12 protein-coding genes and 1 pseudogene are annotated in these 23,233 nt (G+C 42.7%); 7 read left to right on the top strand and 6 right to left on the bottom strand.

Annotation, left to right across the window (positions count from 1 at the left end; translation table 11 throughout):
* The first annotated feature begins 541 nt into the window (after window positions 1-541).
* The 7 genes from pyrH (at window position 542) to pelA (ending at window position 10,138) form a co-directional block, all read left to right on the top strand.
* On the top strand, window positions 542-1,252 hold the full coding sequence (gene pyrH / locus K8P02_RS00140; RefSeq protein ID WP_007484002.1) for a UMP kinase: 711 nt from the start codon (window positions 542-544) through the stop codon (window positions 1,250-1,252).
* A gap of 366 nt (window positions 1,253-1,618) precedes the next feature.
* Window positions 1,619-2,179 carry a ribosome recycling factor gene (gene frr, locus K8P02_RS00135; protein ID WP_002559226.1) on the top strand — a complete coding sequence of 187 codons (561 nt, stop codon included), beginning with the start codon at window positions 1,619-1,621 and terminating at the stop codon, window positions 2,177-2,179.
* A 95-nt stretch (window positions 2,180-2,274) separates the two neighbouring features.
* Window positions 2,275-3,207 (top strand): ribosome small subunit-dependent GTPase A, encoded by a 933-nt coding sequence (rsgA, locus tag K8P02_RS00130; protein ID WP_025867980.1) that lies wholly within the window; start codon window positions 2,275-2,277, stop codon window positions 3,205-3,207.
* A gap of 128 nt (window positions 3,208-3,335) precedes the next feature.
* Window positions 3,336-4,415 (top strand): efflux RND transporter periplasmic adaptor subunit, encoded by a 1,080-nt coding sequence (locus K8P02_RS00125; RefSeq protein WP_002559224.1) that lies wholly within the window; start codon window positions 3,336-3,338, stop codon window positions 4,413-4,415.
* Window positions 4,416-4,427: 12 nt separating this feature from the next.
* Window positions 4,428-7,505: an efflux RND transporter permease subunit gene (locus K8P02_RS00120; RefSeq protein WP_025867981.1), complete on the top strand. Its 3,078-nt coding sequence runs from the start codon at window positions 4,428-4,430 to the stop codon at window positions 7,503-7,505.
* Window positions 7,506-7,514: 9 nt separating this feature from the next.
* On the top strand, window positions 7,515-8,864 hold the full coding sequence (locus tag K8P02_RS00115; protein ID WP_002559222.1) for a TolC family protein: 1,350 nt from the start codon (window positions 7,515-7,517) through the stop codon (window positions 8,862-8,864).
* A gap of 185 nt (window positions 8,865-9,049) precedes the next feature.
* On the top strand, window positions 9,050-10,138 hold the full coding sequence (gene pelA / locus K8P02_RS00110; protein WP_025867982.1) for a pectate lyase: 1,089 nt from the start codon (window positions 9,050-9,052) through the stop codon (window positions 10,136-10,138).
* A gap of 114 nt (window positions 10,139-10,252) precedes the next feature.
* On the opposite strand, the gene K8P02_RS00105 is transcribed toward pelA, so the two are convergent.
* From K8P02_RS00105 to K8P02_RS00080, 6 genes and pseudogenes are all read right to left on the bottom strand, one after another.
* Complete coding sequence (locus K8P02_RS00105) at window positions 10,253-12,406, bottom strand: alpha-N-acetylglucosaminidase (protein ID WP_025867983.1); 2,154 nt, start codon at window positions 12,404-12,406, stop codon at window positions 10,253-10,255.
* Window positions 12,407-12,419: 13 nt separating this feature from the next.
* A pseudogene (locus K8P02_RS00100) lies at window positions 12,420-13,580 on the bottom strand (acyltransferase).
* Between the two features lie 104 nt (window positions 13,581-13,684).
* Window positions 13,685-15,337, bottom strand: coding sequence for a fumarate hydratase (locus tag K8P02_RS00095; protein WP_002559218.1), 1,653 nt, complete (start codon window positions 15,335-15,337; stop codon window positions 13,685-13,687).
* Window positions 15,338-15,661: 324 nt separating this feature from the next.
* Entirely contained in the window at window positions 15,662-17,614 is a 1,953-nt protein-coding gene (locus K8P02_RS00090; protein ID WP_223382472.1) for a family 20 glycosylhydrolase, read from the bottom strand.
* 400 nt (window positions 17,615-18,014) lie between these two features.
* A complete protein-coding gene (locus K8P02_RS00085; protein ID WP_025867984.1) occupies window positions 18,015-19,922 on the bottom strand; it encodes a RagB/SusD family nutrient uptake outer membrane protein in 1,908 nt (635 codons plus the stop codon).
* Window positions 19,923-19,937: 15 nt separating this feature from the next.
* Complete coding sequence (locus K8P02_RS00080) at window positions 19,938-23,225, bottom strand: SusC/RagA family TonB-linked outer membrane protein (RefSeq protein WP_007483993.1); 3,288 nt, start codon at window positions 23,223-23,225, stop codon at window positions 19,938-19,940.
* Between the last annotated feature and the right edge of the window lie 8 nt (window positions 23,226-23,233).

Here is a 23,233-nt window from a genome sequence, read left to right as displayed (position 1 = left end):
TGCGTCGGCCCTGTTCTCCGGTATGCAACTGTGTTTTACATGTACATGTAAAGCAGTACGAGATGTGCATGTCGTGCAGCTCCACATGTGCATGTCGTACCGCTTTAGATGTACATGTAAAACAATACTGCCCACCGGGAAAAGGAACGTTCCTTTCTGAGAAAGACAAAGTGCAATACCAGGGAAGGATAACGATACTGCTTCGAGGGACTTCCGATATCAAAAAGATACGCCCGATAATATTCACTACCTAATAGGGTTTTAAGTGCATTTCACCACAGAGGACGCAGAGAACACGGAGTTTTAAATCTTTAATGAAACGCGGATTAACGCAGATTAAAAGACTGTGGATCTTTATTATCTATTTGTTTCTCTTTGCGAAAATCTGCGTTCATCTGCGTTTCAATGAATCATCGCTTAGTATACCTCCCCGTGCGGGAAGTATTCATGTCTATTCAGATTCGAGTCAAATAGTATACTAATCTGCGTGATTATGGCAAAATAATCATGTATATTTGCGCAAACTAATTATAAGAACAATATGGCAAAATACAAAAGAATCCTGTTGAAGCTCAGTGGTGAGAGCCTGATGGGAGAAAAAAAGAGTGGAATCGACGAGAAAAGACTCGCCGAGTATGCAGCACAGATAAAAGAGATTCATGAACAAGGTGTACAAATAGGCATCGTCATAGGTGGTGGAAACTTCTTCCGTGGGCTCACAGGAGCCGGCAAAGGTTTCGACCGTGTAAAAGGCGATCAAATGGGTATGCTGGCAACAGTTATGAATAGCCTTGCCCTTAGCTCAGCCCTCGTTGCCGCCGGCGAAAAGGCCCGCGTACTGACAGCTATCCGCATGGAGCCTATCGGCGAATTCTATAGCAAGTGGAAGGCGATTGAATATATGGAAGCCGGTGAAATAGTCATCATGTCTGCCGGAACAGGCAATCCGTTCTTCACAACCGATACCGGTTCTTCTCTGCGCGGCATCGAAATAGAAGCCGACGTAATGTTGAAAGGTACCCGTGTAGACGGGATATACACCGCCGATCCGGAAAAAGATCCTACTGCTACAAAATTCGATGATATCACTTATGATGAGGTGCTGAAACGTGGTTTGAAGGTGATGGACCTTACAGCTACTTGCATGTGCAAGGAAAATAATCTCCCGATTGTAGTATTCGATATGGATACAGCAGGAAATCTGAAGAAAGTAATCAGCGGAGAAGAAATTGGTACGGTGGTGCACAATTGATTTATTAGTCATATCTGACACAGAAGAGAACACAGGGTATATAAAACATACAGCTTGCGTTCTCTTCTTTATATCCATTTTAATTCATACTATGACAGCGTTTTATTAAAACGCAAATGATCGGAGATTATCGTAAATTAGATGATTTACTGTAGTTGAGAGCCGATATTCTTTGTGTGAATTTACGATAATCTGCGTTTTAATGATACGGTCATTTAATTAGAAAACAAAGCCGGTTTCCTCGCCATTTTCATTATTTATAACTAACAGCCTGCTTTCTCTTTCCATTATTGTTGCAGATAAGCAAAAAATAATCTACTTTTGTTTTTCATTCAGTAAATAGTAAACTATATAAAGCAAAAGAATATGATAGACGTAAAGACTTGTATCAACGATTCACAAGAGAAAATGGATATGGCCATTATGTACCTGGAAGAGGCACTGGCTCACATCCGCGCCGGTAAAGCAAGTACCAGATTGCTGGATGGAATCCGTGTAGATTCTTATGGAAGCATGGTACCTATTAGTAATGTAGCTGCCGTAACCACTCCGGATGCACGTAGCATTACTATCAAACCGTGGGATAAAGGTATGTTCCGTATCATTGAAAAAGCAATTATTGATTCTGATCTGGGTATTATGCCCGAGAACAATGGTGAGATCATCCGTATTGGTATCCCTCCTTTGACAGAGGAACGTCGTAAGCAACTGGCAAAACAGTGTAAAGCTGAAGGTGAGACAGCTAAAGTAAGCGTACGTAATGCCCGCCGTGACGGTATCGACACACTGAAGAAAGCCCTGAAAGAAGGTCTTGCAGAGGACGAACAGAAGAATGCAGAAGCTAAACTGCAGAAAATCCATGATAAGTATATCAAGCAGATTGATGATATGCTGGCTGAAAAGGACAAAGAAATTATGACAGTGTAAATTAGTAGTTAAGTAGTTAAGTAGTAAGTAGCAGATGTTTCTGTTTGTATCCTACTTAACTACTTGACTACTCACTACTTGACTACTAAAGGATGATGAGAGGATTGGTAATAAAGAATACAGGGAGCTGGTATCAGGTAAAGACTGATGACGGGCTGTTTATCGAATGCAAGATAAAAGGGAATTTCCGTCTGAAAGGAATACGAAGTACCAATCCTGTTGCCGTGGGCGATCGTGTTCAAATCATACTAAATCAGGAGGGTACTGCTTTTATCAGCGAAATAGAAGACAGAAAGAACTACATCGTTCGCCGTTCCTCCAATCTTTCTAAACAATCTCATATCCTTGCTGCCAATCTTGACCAGTGTATGCTGGTGGTGACGGTGAACTACCCTGAAACATCCACAATTTTCATCGACCGTTTTCTTGCCTCGGCAGAAGCCTATCGTGTACCGGTAAAGCTGATATTCAATAAAGTAGACGTTTACAATGAAGATGAACTGCACTATCTGGACAGCCTCATCAATCTCTATACGAATATCGGTTACCCCTGTTTCAAAATCTCAGCTAAAAAGGGAGAAGGAATTGATATCATCAAAGAAGAACTGAAAGGACGGATTACTCTATTTTCCGGGCATTCGGGAGTGGGGAAATCGACTCTGATCAATGCCATACTTCCGGAACAGGAAGTAAAGACCGCTGAAATATCTGCATATCACAATAAGGGAATGCATACTACTACTTTCTCCGAAATGTTTGCCGTAGCAGACGGAGGCTATATCATCGACACTCCGGGTATCAAAGGATTCGGAACCTTCGACATGGAAGAAGAAGAAATAGGACATTACTTCCCGGAAATATTCAAATTTTCTGCCAATTGTAAATACAACAACTGTACTCACAGACACGAACCCGGCTGCGCAGTCCGGCAGGCCGTAGAACAACATTACATCAGCGAATCACGTTACACTTCTTATCTGAATATGCTTGAAGATAAAGAAGAGGGAAAATACCGTGCCGCCTATTAAATTATTAACTCTTTTTCACTCACTGCGTATTAAACTATCTTCCCAATCGCCTGTCTAAATTAAGACGTTATATACTATACTTAACAGGTACACAACACCACATCGCGTACCTATAATATAAAACATACATGGACAAGAGGATTAAATGGGGTATTATTATCATTGTAGGCGCCGGATTGATAGGAGGTGGCATCTACTCGCAAATGCCTAAACAAAACGCCGAACTGGCAGCAGCCGACAAAGTAACCCTAAGTCAAAAGGGAGGTAAAAAGATTCTGAATGTAAATGCGCGGATTATAAAACCGCAATTGCTTACAGATGAAATACGTATCAGCGGTAGCCTGCTACCCGACGAAGAGGTTGACCTTTCATTTGAAACATCGGGAAAGATTGTAGAAATCAACTTTGAAGAAGGTAGTGCCGTAAAAAAAGGCCAGCTATTGGCTAAAGTAAACGACCGGCAACTACAAGCACAACTACAGCGCCTTGTGTCTCAACTGAAACTGGCAGAAGACCGTGTCTTTCGCCAGAATGCTCTGTTGGAAAGAGATGCTGTCAGCAAAGAAGCTTATGAACAGGTGAAAACAGAACTTGCCACACTGAATGCCGATATAGATATTGTCAAGGCAAACATAGCACTGACAGAACTCCGTGCCCCGTTTGACGGCGTTATCGGTCTGCGACAAGTCAGCGTCGGAGCCTATGCCTCTCCCAGTACCATTGTAGCCAAATTAACCAAAATATCTCCGCTGAAAGTAGAGTTTGCAGTACCAGAGCGTTATGCCGGCCAAGTTAAAAAAGGAGCAAACCTGACCTTCCACCTCGAAGGACAACTTGACGGATTCGATGCCAAAGTATATGCCACCGAGTCAAAAATCAGTGAGATGCACTCATTGACCATACGTGCACTCTACCCCAACAGTAATGGTACCGTACTTCCCGGTCGTTACGTAAGCGTTCATTTAAAGAAAGAAGAGATCCCCAATGCAATTGCAGTACCTTCGGAAGCGATTGTCCCCGAAATGGGAAAAGACAAAATATACCTTTACAAAAACGGAAAAGCACAGCCGGTAGAAATTTCCACCGGTATACGTACCGAAGCTGAAGTACAGGTACTAAGAGGTCTGCAAGTAGGCGATACTATTATAACTTCGGGAACACTGCAACTTCGTACAGCATTGCCTGTCACTCTTGATAACATTGATTAAACCAGCCGCCTTATGAATATATCCGAATTAAGCATACGCCGGCCGGTATTATCGACGGTACTGACAATTATTATCCTCCTCTTCGGGTTCATCGGATACAGCTATCTTGGTGTACGCGAGTATCCGTCGGTGGATAATCCCATTATATCGGTATCCTGCTCCTACCCCGGTGCAAACGCTGATGTTATTGAAAATCAGATCACAGAACCACTGGAACAGAACATCAACGGTATTCCCGGTATTCGCTCTCTGTCGAGTGTCAGCCAGCAGGGACAATGCCGTATTACGGTAGAGTTTGAGCTCTCTGTCGATCTGGAAACAGCGGCCAATGATGTGCGCGACAAAGTATCACGTGCCCAGCGCTACCTGCCCCGCGATTGTGATCCTCCTACGGTATCAAAAGCCGATGCCGATGCCATGCCTATCCTCATGGTAGCCCTCCAGAGCGAAAGACGTTCGCTACTGGAACTAAGTGAAATAGCCGACCTTACCGTAAAGGAACAGCTTCAGACAATTGCCGATGTAAGTAGCGTATCTATCTGGGGTGAAAAACGTTATTCCATGCGTTTGTGGCTGGACCCTATCAAGATGTCCGGTTATGGTATCACGCCTATCGACGTAAAGAATGCAGTGGACAAGGAGAATGTGGAATTACCTTCGGGTAGTATCGAAGGAAACACTATAGAACTGACGATCCGTACGTTGGGTTTGATGCATACGGCAGAAGAGTTCAACGACCTCATTATCAGAGAGGATAAGAATCAGATTGTTCGTTTCAGTGATATTGGTCGCGCCGAACTGGGTCCGGCAGACATCAAAAGTTACATGAAAATGAACGGAGTCCCCATGGTTGGTGTAGTTGTCATCCCCCAACCGGGTGCTAACCATATCAAGATTGCCGATGCTGTGTACGACCGTATGGAAAGGATGCAAAAAGATCTTCCGGAGGATGTGCACTACAACTATGGCTTCGATAATACCAAATTTATCCGTGCTTCCATCAATGAAGTAAAACAAACGGTATACGAAGCATTTGTACTGGTTATCATCATCATTTTCCTTTTTCTGCGCGACTGGCGCGTGACACTCGTACCGTGTATTGTGATCCCCGTTTCACTGATTGGCGCATTCTTCGTCATGTACCTGGCGGGATTCTCTATCAACGTGCTTTCGATGCTTGCAGTAGTTCTGTCGGTGGGACTTGTGGTGGATGATGCAATTGTTATGACCGAAAACATTTATGTCCGGATTGAACAGGGTATGGCACCGAAAGAGGCAGGCATCGAAGGAGCCAAAGAAATATTCTTTGCCGTTATCTCCACTACGATTACACTGGTAGCCGTGTTCTTCCCCATTGTGTTCATGGATGGTATGACAGGACGGCTCTTCCGGGAGTTCAGTCTGGTTATTTCAGGATCGGTTATTATATCCTCTTTTGCAGCATTGACTTTCACACCGATGCTTGCTACCAAACTGCTGATAAAACGTGAAAAGCAGAACTGGTTTTACAGAAAAACAGAACCATTCTTTGAAGGAATGAACCGCCTATATAGCCGTTCGCTGGCAGCATTTCTGCGAAAACGCTGGTTGGCATTACCCGTTATCGCCGTTACTATCGGAGTTATAGTATTCTTATGGGATTATATTCCTGCAGAAATGGCACCGCTGGAAGATCGTTCTCAAATCAGTATCAGTACGCGCGGAGCAGAAGGTGTAACCTATGAATATATACGAGATTATACAGAGGACATTAACGACCTCGTCGATTCCATTATTCCTGATGCAGAATCCGTAACTGCCCGTGTTTCAAGTGGTAGCGGTAATGTACGTATCACATTGAAAGATATGAAAGACCGTGACTACTCACAGATGGACGTAGCCGAAAACCTGTCTAAAGCAGTACAAAAAAAGACCATGGCACGCTCGTTTGTGCAACAGTCTTCTTCGTTTGGAGGACGACGCGGAGGTATGCCTGTACAATATGTTTTGCAAGCTACCAATCTGGAAAAGCTTCAGGAAGTACTACCGAAGTTTATGGCAAAAGTATACGAAAACCCGGTATTCCAGATGGCCGATGTCGATCTGAAGTTCAGTAAACCCGAAGCACGTATCAACATCAATCGTGATAAAGCCAGCATTATGGGAGTCAGTACCCGCAATATCGCCCAAACCCTGCAATATGGATTGAGCGGACAGCGTATGGGCTACTTCTATATGAATGGAAAACAATACGAGATTTTAGGTGAGATCAATCGCCAGCAACGTAATAAACCTGCGGACCTGAAAGCCATCTATGTACGCAGTGACAACGGAGACATGGTGCAGCTTGACAATCTGATAGAATTGACAAACGGTATCGCTCCTCCGAAACTCTACCGTTACAACCGTTTCGTATCGGCTACTGTTTCCGCCGGACTGGCAGATGGTAAGACTATCGGACAGGGACTGGACGAAATGGATAAAATAGCCAAAGAGACGCTGGACGATTCGTTCCGTACGGCACTGACCGGAGATTCAAAAGAATACCGCGAAAGTTCATCAAGCCTGATGTTCGCCTTCATTCTGGCTATCTTCCTGATTTATCTGATCCTGGCCGCCCAGTTTGAAAGTTTCAAAGACCCATTAATCGTGATGCTGACAGTACCGCTCGCCATTGCCGGTGCCCTGATTTTCATGCACTTCGGCGGAATAACAATGAACATTTTCAGCCAGATTGGTATTATTATGCTTATCGGACTGGTAGCAAAGAATGGTATCCTTATTGTGGAGTTTGCCAATCAGAAGCAAGAAAGCGGCGAAGACAAGATGAGTGCCATCAAAGACGCTTCTCTGCAACGCCTGCGCCCCATCCTGATGACAAGTGCATCTACCATATTGGGGCTTATTCCACTTGCTTTTGCCACCAGTGAAGGTTGTAACCAGCGTATTGCCATGGGTACGGCAGTAGTAGGCGGAATGCTTATCTCTACACTGATGACGATGTACATCGTACCGGCCATATACAGTTATATTTCAACGAACCGGAGACTCACGCCTGTCCTTTCCAAAAACGAGGAAGACGAAACAACTCCAATGACAACCCATAATTAAGTAAGAAAGATGGATAAGAAGAAACTTTTAATCTCCCTACTCGCTCTCTGCACCTGCTCTCCCTTCCTTGGGAGAGGTTTCGGAGGTGAGGCATCAGCACAAGAGGTCTATACTTTGAAGTCCTGTCTGGAAAAGGGATTACAAAACAACTATTCACTACGTATCATTCATAACGAAGAACAGGTGAGTAAGAATAATGCTACCCCGGGGAATGCCGGTTATCTGCCTACTATCGACTTCTCAGCCGGATATAAAGGTACGGTGGACAATACGCAGACCAAAGTACGCGAAAGCGGAGAAACGATCAAAGAAAACGGTGTATTTGACCAAACAATCAATGTGGGACTCAATCTCAACTGGACTATCTTTGACGGATTCAATATCCAGGCAAACTATAAGATATTGAAAGAGCTGGAACGCCAGGGTGAGACCAATACACGTATCGCCATTGAAGATTTCATAGCGAGCCTTGCCGCCGAATACTATAACTACGTTCAGCAAAAGATTCGTCTGGCCAATCTGCATTATGCCGTGAAACTTTCCAAGGAACGGTTACGCATTGTAGAAGAACGTTATCACATCGGAAACTTCTCCCGACTGGACTATCAGCAAGCCAAAGTAGACTTCAACGCAGATAGTGCCAAGTATATGAAACAGCAGGAGCTATTGCATACCTCACGTATCAACCTGAATGAACTAATGGCAAATGCCAATGTAGACCAGCCGCTCTCTATCGTAGATTCCATTATCAGAGTCAACGCCAACTTAAACTTTGAAGAATTATGGGATGCGACACTGGCTACCAATGCCTCTTTGCTAAAAGCTGACCAGAATACTACGATAGCCCAACTGGACTATAAGAAGATAAACGCCCGTAACTATCCGTATCTGAAACTAAATACCGGCTATGGATATACGCTCAATAAATATGATATAGCTGCCAATAGCCAACGTGGTAATCTGGGATTCAATGGTGGGTTGACTGTAGGTTTCAATATATTCGATGGCAATCGCCGCCGGGAAAAAAGAAATGCAAGTATTGCCATTAAGAATGCCCGTTTGCAACGTCAGGAAGTGGAACAGGCCCTACGGGCTGACATCAGTAACCTATGGCAGGCCTATCGCAATAATCTCAAAATGCTGAATCTGGAACGTCAGAATCTTGTTGCAGCCAAAGAGAATCACGAAATTGCCATGGAACGTTATATGCTTGGAGACCTTGCAGGTATCGAGATGCGCGAAGCCCAGAAAAGCTTGCTTGATGCCGAAGAACGCATCCTCTCTGCCGAATATGATACCAAACTTTGTGAAATCTCGCTGTTACAGATTAGTGGTAAAGTATTGAAATACTTGAATTAATTGAGAATGGAGAGGGGAGAATGGAGAAGTACTATGCAGCGTGATAGCGCAGCCTACTTCTCCATTCTCCCCTTTCCATTCTCCCTTCTCAATTTTTACCCTATATAAAACAATTTTTACCGTCCCTTTGTCCCACTTTCCGCTACCTTTGCCTCCATACAATAAGTTTTAAACAATAACAAACCATGAAGAAATTAGTATTGATGGCTTTGTCATGTTTCTGCCTGACAAGCCTTTCTGCCCAAACGGACAATAATTACAAAGAAAAGCATCCTTATAAAGACTGGGTAAAAATTGCACCGCAGTTTGATGACGCTTTCTTCAAAACGCCGGAAGCCACCCGCATTGCCGACAATGTATTGCTCTATCAACAAACTACCGGAGGATGGCCCAAAAACATTTACATGGCTGCCGAATTAAATAAAAAAGAACGCGCAGAGGCACTCAAGATGAAAGAAAATGTAAATCTGAGTACCATTGACAATAAAGCGACCATCACAGAGATTAATTACCTGGCCCGTACCTATTTAGCTACTCAGGACGAGAAATATAAAGACGCTGTACTCCACGGATTGCAGTACCTTTTTGAAGCACAATATGAAAACGGAGGCTGGCCACAGTTTTACCCTCGTCCCAAAGGATATTACATTCATATCACGTACAATGATGATGCAATGATCAATGTAATGAAACTCTTGAGAGACATTACTAAAAAGAAAGCTCCCTATACCTTCCTACCCGATTCTATTATCCCAAAAGCCCAGGTAGCTTTAGACAAAGGAGTAGATTGCATTCTGAAAACCCAGGTAAAGCAAAATGGAAAATTAACCGTATGGTGTGCACAGCACGACCGCGAAACACTTGCTCCTGCCAAAGCACGTGCCTATGAACTCCCATCACTGAGTGGACAAGAATCTGATGACATCGTATTGTTCCTTATGTCACTCTCTAAACCTTCACCGGAGGTGGTCACATGCGTTGAAGCAGCAGTAGAATGGTTCAAAGAGTCGGAAATAAAAGGATTGAAAAAAGAATACTTCACCAATGAAGAGGGTAAAAAAGACTACCGGATGGTTCCTTGTACAGACTGTGACCCTTTATGGGCACGTTTCTATGAGTTAGATACCAACCGTCCTTTCTTTTGTGACCGTGACGGGATCAAAAAATATGATATCTCGGAGATTGGGCACGAACGCCGCAACGGATACAGTTGGTACAATAACGGTGGATTGAAGGTATTGAAGAAATACGAGGAGTGGAAGAAGAAACAATAAAGTATTGTACATCATCTTTTTTATTGTACGGTAAGTTAGGCGATGTACGATGAATAGTAGATTAACTGCGCTATACCACAATAGGTATAGCGCAGTTAATCTATAACAAACATCTTAGAACAAGGTTTCAAAGATAAGTTTCGCTGTATCCACACAGTCTCCTTCCGGTTCCGCTTGATACGGATTCGTTCTTTTTACCCAAGCTTCTTCCACTGCGTAGAAATCTATTTCCGGAATCGTTTCCCCTTCCATCTTACGGGCAAGATTATCAAAATATAACTTCCAACGCATATAATAGAAATCCTTCAACAGACCGTTCCACTCCTTATGAGCATAATCCCGAAGGCCTCCCCTTTCGGCAGCATTCCGGTTTCCCCAAGTAGTAACCTGTACACGGGTATTCCATTCGTACAACGCTTTCTCTTCAGGAGTAACACCCAGAGCACGAGCGCTGTTAATCCATCTTCCCAACCGAAACTCTGTACGAGTACCCAACAATTGATCCTGCAACAGTATCAGATTCAAAAATTTCTGAGAAGCCATTGCAAAAAGTTCTTTATCACCTGCACGATAAGCAGTCGTAACCGCTTTCTGCATCAGCCTTCCTTTCTCAGCAATAGCCTGACGAACAACATCTACCAAATCGTACTCAAAGTTAGTATTCCCTCTATACCGGTCGGCCACAGAAACCATCAGACGGGCAGCCTCTATCACCTCTTGCGGGTCATAATAATCTTTCATTTCCGACCAACTGGAGACCTGATAAACATCCAATCCCGGACGGGCACAGAACACCGACTCGTGTGTTCCTTGCTGGGTCAGCTCCTTCGGAGCATTATAGATAGAATTTGCCAGCTTGCCCCAGGCCAGTTGTAGAACCGGTTCGTCTTTACCATAACGTGCTTTGACGTATCCTTTCAGCCAATCCTCTTTCGTAAAACGCTCCGGACGCCAAGGCAACTCCATCAACAATTCGTACATCACAGGATTGTTTTCTATTCCTTCGGGTGTCATACCTACTCCTTTCAGAGTAGCGCGGGCCCGGAGATTTTCTTTCGCTAAATAGTAATTATCGATCACGTTGTCCATTTTCCCATGCAATCCGACATTGGCACCATAATTCAATAACATACAATATACCCAATTATGTTTTCCATATCCATCTTTACGATACCACTCTGATTCCGGGTCACCCCACTGCGGCCGGCACTCACTTGTGAGATCAAGTATTAATAAATCTCCGGTCTCCAAATTCCTAATCAGTTCAGGACGAGGATTTGCCTGCCATGCCTGAATCACCCAGACAGCTTTCGGATTCGCCTTCTTCATGGCTTTCATCACAGCTTTACCTACAGCATCCAAATTAACGCCGTCTGTACTACCACCCTCATGGAAAGGATCCATTGAATAGTAATTTGCCTTGCCATATAGTTTTTCCAGTTCTTTGTAATAGAGTGATGATATCTCTTCGAAACGCGAATCGTCAGGTTGAAGGAAAGCAGGACGACGATAACCACACCACACACCGGGATCGGAAACATTCAAACCTAACTTTGCTTTTGCATTGTGAGGTACCATTCCACAATATCCCGGCAGGACGGGTTCTATCCCATACTCATGCATTCGTTTCAGAATTTTCTTCTGAAGCGACACCTGCTGTGTATACCAATGATCCGGATTCGGGCCACCCCATCCTTCAAGATTATTCATCAGCCACCAGGCAAAGAATCCCGGTCCTGAAATGAATTCATCGATCTCCGTCTTGTTATATCCCAGTTTCTGAAGCACATTATACCATACTGTTTCCGTTCCGGTGATCACCAAAGGAAGATTGATACCATGCAATGCCATCCAGTCAATCTCTTTCTCCCACCGTTCCCAGTCCCAGAATGCCATAGAATAGGAGTATGTACAATAATTCAAATCATAACGCCACGGTAATTTCGTCTCATGACGCTCTTTCTTCATCACAGGAGGAAGAACGTCCGGCAGTGTAGCTGTCATCCCATTCCATGAAAGATGAATACCTGCATAATACTTCAGATACCAGTTCAACCCCGTTGCTATGCTGACAGAGTTATTTCCCCGAATCACCACCCGGCTACCTTTCTGATCAAGTTCAAAGAAGTCGGTATCAGACTTCACCTCTTCAATAATAAACTTCTTTGAAGCTCCTCTATCGATACGCTCTAATAAGCCTGTGATGGGAGAAGCTGAGACGATGGTTGTAATCACAGCTAACAGCAATACTGCACAAACCCGTTTCATTGTATTCTATAAATTAACCGACAATGTATTTTGCACCCTTACTAAAACAACGATAAATCATTGCTACAAAGAGCCATGAGATACAGAATGCCACCACGGCAGCGAGTGGAATCTGGATACTTATAGGAACATTCAGGGCTCTCATAAGAAGTACGGAAGGTCCGGCAAGAAAATAATGAACCATATAGATACCAAAGCCACAAAGTGTAAGATTGGCCAAAGCCTTCCGTATACGTTCCGAACGAATCTCCGCTTTCTTTGCCAGCATAAATATAGGAATCGTCATCATTACCACATTGATAGAACAGTAGGTGAAGAAGAGCTCGTACATTTCAGGGGTATACTCCGGTAACGCTGAGATATAGCGAAAGCCAAAGAATGTAATAATATAACCAACAATAAACATCGGAATACCAATAGCCAATGTTTTACGTAAAGACCAATCAATCCTTTTCAGATAGTGTCCCAACAACAGATATCCATTGAATCCGGCAAAAACATAGAGCATACCAAAAGTATTCCAAGAGCAAGTGCCCCATAAATATTGAGCTACAAACTGATTGTAGTAAGGTAGGAATAAAGTGACTCCCCAAACCAACAGAAACCCAAGTTTGGCACGTTCGGACGCTTTCTCCACCTAGGCTGAGAAAATAGGCATATAGAGATAAAGTCCGATCAACAGATAGATGTACCACATGTGAACAGCCAGAATGGAAAAATTAAAAGGAATTTCTAATATATAACGAACTGCCACGGAAAGTGACTGGCGCATTACATCTTCTCCGGCATAAGGAAAAAAATCGAGTATCACTTGCGGACTAAGCCCCAATAGCCCCGTCACCCACGGAAAAAGATTATATAAAACCGACCAGATAAGAAAGGGAAACAATACACGTGGGATACGCTTCTTATAAAACACAGAGGCATCGCCACGTACCGGTAACAACAAAGCACCGGTTATCATTACAAATAAGGGAACACACGGACGTAATACCGATCCATAAACAGCACCCCAGAATTTAATTTCATTAATATTAGGAGCGTCGCCCGGATAAAAATTGAAAGGATCTGTACAATGACAACAGACCACAGTAAACATGGCTATCAATCGTACGACGTCTAACCAAACAATGTGTGTTTTTGGATGTAGTAGCTCAGTCGATGTTTGTTTCATGATATGTATAAGATATTAAATTATAAAAAAGGCACCTGTACTAATCTACATACAGATGCCCGAAAAATTATTCATTGGTACAAGTTATACGTGTAGCCGCGACATTATTTGCCTTCGCAGCCACCACCTGCACAGCGTGGTTTAATCTGTTTGAAAAAGTCATTGCCTTTATCATCTACCAGAATGAATGCCGGGAAGTTTTCCACTTCAATCTTCCAGATGGCTTCCATGCCCAGTTCGGGATATTCCACACATTCAATGCTCTTGATGTTGTTCTGAGCAAGGATAGCTGCCGGACCACCGATAGAACCTAAATAGAAACCGCCATACTTCTTACAGGCATCGGTCACCTGCTGGCTACGATTACCCTTGGCAAGCATAATCATACTTCCACCGTGGCTCTGGAACAACTCTACATACGAGTCCATACGTCCGGCAGTAGTGGGGCCCATAGAGCCACAAGCCATTCCCTGAGGAGTCTTGGCAGGACCGGCGTAGTAAATCGGATGATCCTTAATATACTGAGGCAGGTCCTCACCACGATCCAAACGTTCTTTCAGCTTAGCATGAGCGATATCACGACCTACGATAATTGTTCCGTTAAGTGACAGGCGGGTAGATACCGGATACTTAGTCAGTTCTTTCAGAATCTCCTGCATCGGACGGTTCAGATCAATCTTAACCGCATCGCCTTCACCTGTATTGCGAAGCTCAACAGGAATCAGGCTGCCCGGATTTTCATCTAACTTCTCAATCCAGATACCATCTTTGTTGATCTTACATTTAATATTACGATCGGCAGAACAAGATACTCCAAGGCCTACCGGACAGGAAGCACCATGACGGGGCAAACGGATGATACGTACATCATGTGCCAGATATTTACCGCCGAACTGTGCACCAAGTCCTATGCGCTGAGCCTCAGCCAGCACTTCTTTTTCCAGTTCGATATCACGGAAAGCACGACCGTACTCATTTCCGGTAGTAGGCAGTTCGTCATAATAATGTGTAGAAGCCAGCTTCACGGTCAGCAGGTTCTTTTCAGCCGAAGTTCCACCAATCACGAATGCAATGTGATAAGGAGGACAGGCAGCTGTGCCCAACGTCTTCATCTTCTCCACAAGGAAAGGAACCAGCGTACCCGGATTCAAGATCGCTTTTGTTTCCTGATATAAATAAGTTTTATTGGCAGATCCACCTCCTTTGGTCACACAAAGGAATCTGTACTCCATGCCTTCTGTTGCCTCGATATCGATTTGGGCAGGCAGGTTACATTTTGTATTCACCTCATCGTACATATTCAAAGGAGCATTCTGAGAGTAACGCAGGTTCTCTTCGGTATATGTTTTGTAAACACCGAGTGAGAGTGCTTCTTCGTCACAATAGCCAGTCCATACCTGCTGTCCTTTTTCACCATGCACGATAGCCGTACCGGTGTCCTGGCAGAAAGGCAATACCCCTTTGGCTGCAACTTCTGCATTACGCAGGAAAGTGAGTGCTACGTATTTGTCGTTATCACTTGCTTCGGGATCGCTCAGAATCTTTGCCACCTGTTCGTTGTGCGAACGGCGCAACATGAACGATACATCACGGAAAGCTGTATTAGCCATAGCCGTAAGCCCTTCTTTCTCTACTTTCAGAATCGGATTTCCTTCAAACTCGCTTACCGATACATAGTCTTTGGTAAGCAGATAATACTCAGTCTTATCTTCTCCATGTTCAAACATGGGTTGATACTTAAACGGAGGTGTTGCCATATCTTTACTTTTTATTACGTAATGTTAGTTAGTGAGGCAAAGGTAATAATAGTTTTCCGAAGTACAGAAAATGGAGGGCTAAAAAAGATAAACAGAAAAAGGCTGTTACCGGGAGAATCTTGTCAAGAGCAGATTTATTGATTCTTAACTGAAAAGACAGGTACTTCGAGAGCAAACTACTATTCATTACAGCACAACAACGTTTGTAACATAACATAGTGGGGTAACCTGATAAGTAACGCCCCCAAAGTATCAATTTACCGAGATAACACATGACTCTGCCCATAGATTATAACCATTCAAACCTACAAACAATCTGACATCTTACTCTTTACAATAATTATAGACTTTCAGGTTCTCTACCCGGCTCTTAAAATGTCCGGCTTCTTCCAACGGGAAAACCAACGTGCGGAAATACAACATAGAATCCTTCCCACAGCTAAAGTAACGCATCTTTGGTTCCAACTGGTCAATCAATTTCCCATCTATCTTAAGAGTCGTTGTACGAGATGTGCCTTCTATCTGAACATTTATCTTTTCACCCTCCCGAATCTTATATCTGAAAGTATCCAGGTAGCCATCACGTGCAAACCCCAAAAATCCATTGATCGGATCGGCCAGATAAAAAACTGCATCCGGCGAACGGAAAAGCACAGTACCCGATGCTTCTTTCTGACCTGTCAAATCAAAATTCACCGTGTAACCATATCCTATTTCCTGTATCTGATTCTTACTACCCGCCGGAACATCCGTTTTCCGATAAACCAAGGAACCCGGCTTTCCTACCCTACCCAACAGATTCACTCCCGGTGCTTCGCTCAATGCAGCACGAGTTTCATTAAAAGCGGTATAAGGTATAGTCGTGTTTTTGCCTGTCCACATTTTCACAGCCAAGGTCTGTAATGCCGGGAAGGTACGATAATGAATATCTTTCACTGTTATGCCATTGCCTACAAGATCATTCCACAAAGCGAACATACCACCCAAGATAGACGGATGCTTCTCTTCAAATCTCTCATTTCGGCCTATTTTAGCCGGTGTCCACTCTTTGTATAACTTTTCTTCGTCCAGATAGTCATGATAGTAAAAAGCACCCGGTACAATATAGATATCCCAATCGTACATGCTCACTAATTGGTATCCTTCCGCAATCATTTCCTGAGGATTGGCAAAGCCAGGATTCCATAAACTCATGACCACCTGTTCTGCCTTGACTGGAGTACTACCTTTTGCATGAGTCAATGCTCCCCATACACAAGCCTGCTTGCCATATTGCTCTACCAGACGAATATAGTGATCTGTAAACTCTCGAAACTTCTCAACCAATTCGGGTGTTTCATTGGAATATTCATCCGTACCCACATGTACCCGTTTACCACAGAATACTGGCTCGTCACCCTCCAAATATTCTTTAAACAGGGCGTCTATAAACGGATAGGTCTCCGGTGAGAACAGATCCAGATGATCCATACCATACTTCTTACTACCTATTTCGGGTTTATAACGTGAAAATGCCAAAGAATGTGCCGGAACATCGATCTCCGGAATAATTTCAATCCCCAGTGCCATTGCCTGTTTCTGCAAATCGATAAATTCTTTCTTGGTATAAAAACCGTCATAGGCCGTCAATCCGGGATACATATCCGATTCCAACCGAAAAGCCGAATAAGTATTCGTAAAGTCATTATCGAAGAATTTTTTGTGTCCGTTATCATTCAAATGAATTTGCAGAGTATTCATCTTGTAGTAAGACATGATTTTAACCAAATCCTGTAAATAAGATAAAGGAATAAACTTACGTGCACAGTCTATCATGAACCCACGAAGGGGATAGTCGGGATAATCCCGGATCTCCCCTTTAGGCAAACGATAATTATCATCTTGTTCTGTTATTTGTAACAAAGTACGGGTTCCCCAGTATATGCCTTCAGACTGAGGAGCCGATAAAAGTACTTTATCAGTTATTTTAATAGAGTAACCCTCTTTTGCCAATTGTCTATCCGGCTTCAATGTCAATGCAATATCACCGGCTTTTGGCTTACCGACTACGATTTCCGGTCTCCACTGAAACATTCTAAAGCAATCGTCGGCCATCAGTCCGGCAATACGAAGCAACTCCGGTTGTCCGGCATCGTACACAATTCTTGTATGGCTCCCTAAAGTCATATATCCTCCGGATGCTTTCCATTCTTTCAACTCCGGGATTACAAAAGGTTTCTTCTCTCCAGGAGTAGCCATCAATGCAACACTCATTAAGGAACAAAGTAACAACGACATTCCTATTTTCTTAGATACAATATTTAATATAAGATTTTTCATTCTCTTTTCAATCATCAAACAAAAACTACAATACTTATTTATTCAAAACACCAATCTTTCTGATAATGCCCAACTGCTTCCTCTTTATTTTCGTCAGTATGATTCCACCCTTAGTCTTAGGAAGCTATATCCATTTTTCTTCTGTAGTAGCTTTTTTCAGTGAAAGTCATATTCTTCACATAACAAAGTTTATTTAGGGACGCAATTGATTATTCACTATATCTTCTACCCTTAAAAAAAATAAACAGTGGACAATATACGATAATTTCATCATTACTGCCCACTGTTATCAGGATTTATTTATAAATACCTATCAGAAAGTACACTGACATATCTGTCATATTATCCCTACCTATCCTTATTTGCTATATCCTGGATTCTGGTCTTCAATGGAAATCATATCATTAGTAGTTAATTCCATCTGTGGAATAGGAATCAACTGATTACGTATCAGATACGTATTCCAGTCTTCCTCGCCATCACTGGGATACCAATACTCTCTCCAAGGGGCAGCATAATTGTTTTCAAGACCATAATGATAACAAGCAGAAGTTATATGGTGGTTATTATTGCGTTCAAGTAGCTTCTTTCGCCATTCAATACCCCGCCTTCTTGTATCCGTAAATCCATCAAATTCTGCTGCCAATTCAAAGAGACGTTCATGGAAAATGTATTCCCGCACTGCCTCTTTCGACAAAGTAGCCGATAAATCTTTCGGATAAGTGGCTATCGGCTTAGCTGAATTACGTGCGCGCTGCAACACCTTGTTTACCAAAGAAATAGCAGTTCCCGTATTTCCTAATTCATTTTCAACATCTGCCATCAATAAAAGAAAATCAGCAAAACGATATACATACAGATTGTTATTAGCATAACGTCCGGAACAATCATTAGTCATATATTTTCCGAAATAAGGCCAGTCATTAATATTCCAATCCGATGGGCCTTTTGTTTTGCAATATGCTTCACGTAATAAAGAATCCAGTTCTTCTACTTTCGGATTCGTCGGATCCTCATATCCACCATTGATATAATCGATAGAATCCACCAATTCTTTATGCGTAGTTACTATCGGTACTTTAATAGGAGGTCTTCCAGGTCTGACAATCGAATCGACCCATGTCGTATCATTAAAAGATTTTGTTACGTAGGGATAAGCAGCCTGCCATTCATCCGACGGCATTTTATTAACATATTTCACCCATTTAGAGATGAAAGTAACCTTCAAACGCGGATCATCCTGATAAGTACCATGTGCCCAGTCATAAAAAGATTTATTAGGCTGCGAACGTCCCCAAGTTTCCCCCTGAGAAGAGTTCTGAGGAGAAAATGTCCAGTGCAATGAATTGTATCCTACATTCTCAGTCGTATTTTTAGTAGCATCGATTACAAAGACAAACTCTTTAGAAAAACTGAGACGTGTACCATTATATAAAGTATTAAAATCCGGTTCAAGATCAAAATCACTTTTGTCTAACACCAAGTCACCATATTCCTTTGCTTTCTTAAAATAAACATCGCTGGTTTGCATTTCCGGCCACGTCTGCTTCAAAACGCCTGTAGCCCAATAATCTCCGTTTTCGGCAGCCCAAGCATTACAGCCCATCACCCAATACAATTTCGCTAAATAAGCATAAGCAGAATATTTATTAGGAGCAGTCGGTTTATTACTTGCCAAAGAAGAGGTTTCATCCAAATCAACAGCAGCTTCCGTCCAATCTTTTATAATCTGGTCAATCGTCTGCTGACGGGTAGCCCGTGACACAGCTAAACTTTCCCGATCAGACGGTGTTAATCGCAGGGGTACTCCTCCGTAAAAAGAATAAAGAACATAGTAACATACCCCTCGCATAAATTTAGCCTGAGCTACCATATTGGCTTTCGTACTCCAATCAGCACTCTCTCCGTCTTCACACGCCTTTATAAAAATATTGCAATTTGCAATTGCCTGATAAAGCGCTCCCCATACCAGATTATTAAACTCATTCTCCGTAGGAATAGCCCCGGCAGTATACTGACAACGATTATCGGATGTGTTATAAGAGGTCCAGCACAGACCGGAAGCTTCCGTATTAATCTCAGGAAGCAATTGTGCAAAAGACCCCTGTACAGCCATCAGACCATAAATTCCGGTCAGAGCCATTTGTGCAGACTGTTCGTCGCTGTATACTACTTTAGAGTTTGTAGTGTACTTTGGATCTTCGTCCAAACAAGCCCCTAAAACAGCTAACATTAAAAACAGATAAATTATATTGATTTTCTTCATAATCAAACCAGAATATTAGAATGAAACATTAAGTCCAAATATAAACGAACGGGTATGCGGCATTGAACTCGTATCGATACCCGGACGCGTTCCGTCAAAAGCAAAGCTGTTTACTTCAGGATCATAACCGGAATAATTGGTTATTATAAACGCATTTTTCACTGATGCATAAACCCCAATACTATTAAATCCAATCTTTGAAACCAGATTTTTGGGCAAATTATATCCCAATGTAATATCCGAACAACGCAGATAGCTTCCATCCTCCACATATCTGTCCATTATAACTTTAGGAGTTACCGCGCCGGGCGAGGGCATTTCATTTCCATGATATTCTCCTATCCATGGATTATCATTTCTCCACATTTTCTCAAATGAACTTTTATAAATCATACTGGTCGAATTAGACGGTAAGATAGAATAACGTGCATTCGTATTTAGAATATCATTCCCCTGTACCCCGGTAAATGCCATGGATAGCGATAAGTCTTTCCACCTAAAATCAGTCTGGAATCCATATGTAAAATCAGGATTAGGGTCTCCCAAAATGACCCGATCTTTTTCATTAATAGCCCCGTCACCGTTCTGATCTACAAACTTCAAATTACCTGCTTTTACCGTTCCTATAGACTTAGTTGCATCTATCTTATTTATATAAGGATCATTCTCCTGAATAATTCCATCCGTCTGATAACCATAGAACAAACCTGGGGCCTTTCCGGCAATAAATATATTCGCCTCACCAAAATGATCGCCCAGACTATTTCCCATATATGCTTTCCAATATTGTCCTGTCCCCCACTCTTCTTCCGGCAATCCGAAATCCAGAATCTCAGGTCGGTTAAAAGCTATATTACCAGAAAGCGACCACGTAAAATCTTTCGTACGGATAATATCTCCATGCAACGAAATCTCTAACCCTTTATTACGAAGGCTTCCCTGATTGATTGTCATTGATTTATAGCCAGTTGATGGTGGAAGATCGCGTTGTATCAGCAAATCTTTCGTCTTCTTGGAATACAAGTCGACAGTACCTCCGATTCGATCCTGAAAGAAAGAAAAGTCAACTCCGACATTATAGGAAATAGTTCTTTCCCATTTCAACCCGTCATTTTCCATTTTATCGACTACAAGACCTATCAATTTATCACCGCTACCGGTTGCCCCTTGTGCAGGTTTTTCTGCCCCCTGTGGCGTATTTGTAAATTGTGTACCGTAACTTGAGAATGTACTATACGGATCAATAGATTGAGACCCCGTTTCACCATACCCGGCACGAAGCTTCAATTGATTGATCCATGAATAATCTTTTATGAAATCTTCCTGTTCCAAACGCCATGCTACTGTTGCTGCAGGAAAATATGCCCACTGGTTACCTTTTTTAAACTTACTGGAACCATCGCCACGAATAGATGCAGTGAGCAAATAGCGCCCTTGCAAAAAGCTCAAATTTGCGCGTGCCAGGAATGACAGTAGTTGATAATCCCGTTGAGCCGGTTGTTTATACTCCACATTACCGGCCATGTGCATTCCATTGGAACGAAAACTATAGTTGTTAAAATCATTTCCAACAACCAGTGTATTCAGTGAACGATATGTATCATACGTGATACCAGCTGTAGCATTGATATCCACAATCCCCTTTACTTCATGGTTGAACTGAAACACATTCTCTACAGAATAATTGCTACGGTTAAAGTCCGACTGAGTAATATAGCCGTTCTGTGCAGAACCTGTATAAAGTGTAATGTTGAACCAACGGTCACGGTCTTGAATAGAGATATTACCACCGGCACGCAGATTATAAGATAGGAATTTAAAGATTTTCCAATTCAAATCCAGTGACCCACGAAATGTCTTTTCAATGGTAGTATCATCATAATCTTCCACCCACGTCCAGACCGTAGCCCGATCGGCAAGATTCGGAGTAGTCAGTTCCATTTCTTCTTCGGACTTTACATAAGGGGCACTTGACAGAGCAACGTTAGAGATAGAACCGGTTGCCCCCCCCGTCGTATTACCACCAGACATCATGTCATTCTGTTTGATAGATCCATTCACTGAAACAGCCATCGTAATGTTCTTGGCAAGTGTGGAATTCAAATTCAAACGGAAGTCACCTTGCTTTAAGCCGGTACCTTTTACCAATCCCTCAATATCCTTGTAGGAAGCCGAAGCAAAATAAGTAGTTTTCTCAGAACCACCGTTTACGGTGACAGAATAATTCTGTGAAAGAGCAGTACTATATATCTCTTTCTGCCAATCTATCGGATTCAAAAGTGTCCACTTCTCTTTTAACTTGGAGTTTTCACCATTTTTCCTATACACACCACCGTCTTGCAAGAAGAATTGAAAAGTATCATTCCACTCATTTTCACCGGTTTCCTTATTTATTTTCCACAGATTCCAATCCCCATTGTCATCCTTTTTATAACCTCCGCCATATACCAACCGGTATTGAGCATATTCCTCAAGACTCATCAATTCTAACAAATTGGCGGCATTGGCAACGGTAAAGTTAGCAGAAACTCCTACCGTCGTTTTCCCCGACTTACCTTTCTTAGTAGTAATCAAAATAACTCCGTTTGCACCACGAGAACCATAAATTGCAGTAGCCGAAGCATCTTTCAATACCTCGATACTTTCAATATCGGCCGGATTCAAAGAACTCAATGCATTGGTTGCAATGGTAAAAGTACCATCATTGCCGGAGTTGGCAAACTCTCCCGTAGAAGCTTGAGGAATATTGTCGATAACATACAAAGGCTGATTATCTCCACGCAATGAATTGGCACCACGTATCGTAACCGAAGAAGCGGCTCCCGGAGCATCAATAGAAGCTCCGATTGAAAGTCCGGCAATCTTTCCCTGCAACATATTATCGATAGAAGCTATTTTTCCTACCTCCTTTTCGTCCGGACGATAGGAAGACACAGCCCCCGTTAAGTCACTTTTCTTCATTGTACCGTAACCTACTACCACCACCTCATCCAACATTTCACTGTCGTCTTTCAAGACAACGTCAATGGTGCGCTGTTTGCCCACGGTAACTTCTTGTGTGGTCATACCAATGAAGCTAAAGACTAACACCGACTTTTCTGTTGGAACAGATATACTATAATTGCCATCTACATCAGTGATAGTACCATTTGTAGAGCCTTTTAGTAGTACATTGGCCCCCGGCATTCCAAAGCCATCTTCTGCTTTCACCGTACCTTTCACTATTATTTGTGAGAAGGCTAAAGCAGGAAGAAATAACAAACAAAATAACGCCAGGATACGTACTTGTGTTTTTCTTTCCATAATACTAA

Source organism: Bacteroides nordii (assembly GCF_019930665.1).
Classification (GTDB): domain Bacteria; phylum Bacteroidota; class Bacteroidia; order Bacteroidales; family Bacteroidaceae; genus Bacteroides; species Bacteroides nordii.
This window is presented reverse-complemented; position numbering and strand designations above follow the sequence as displayed.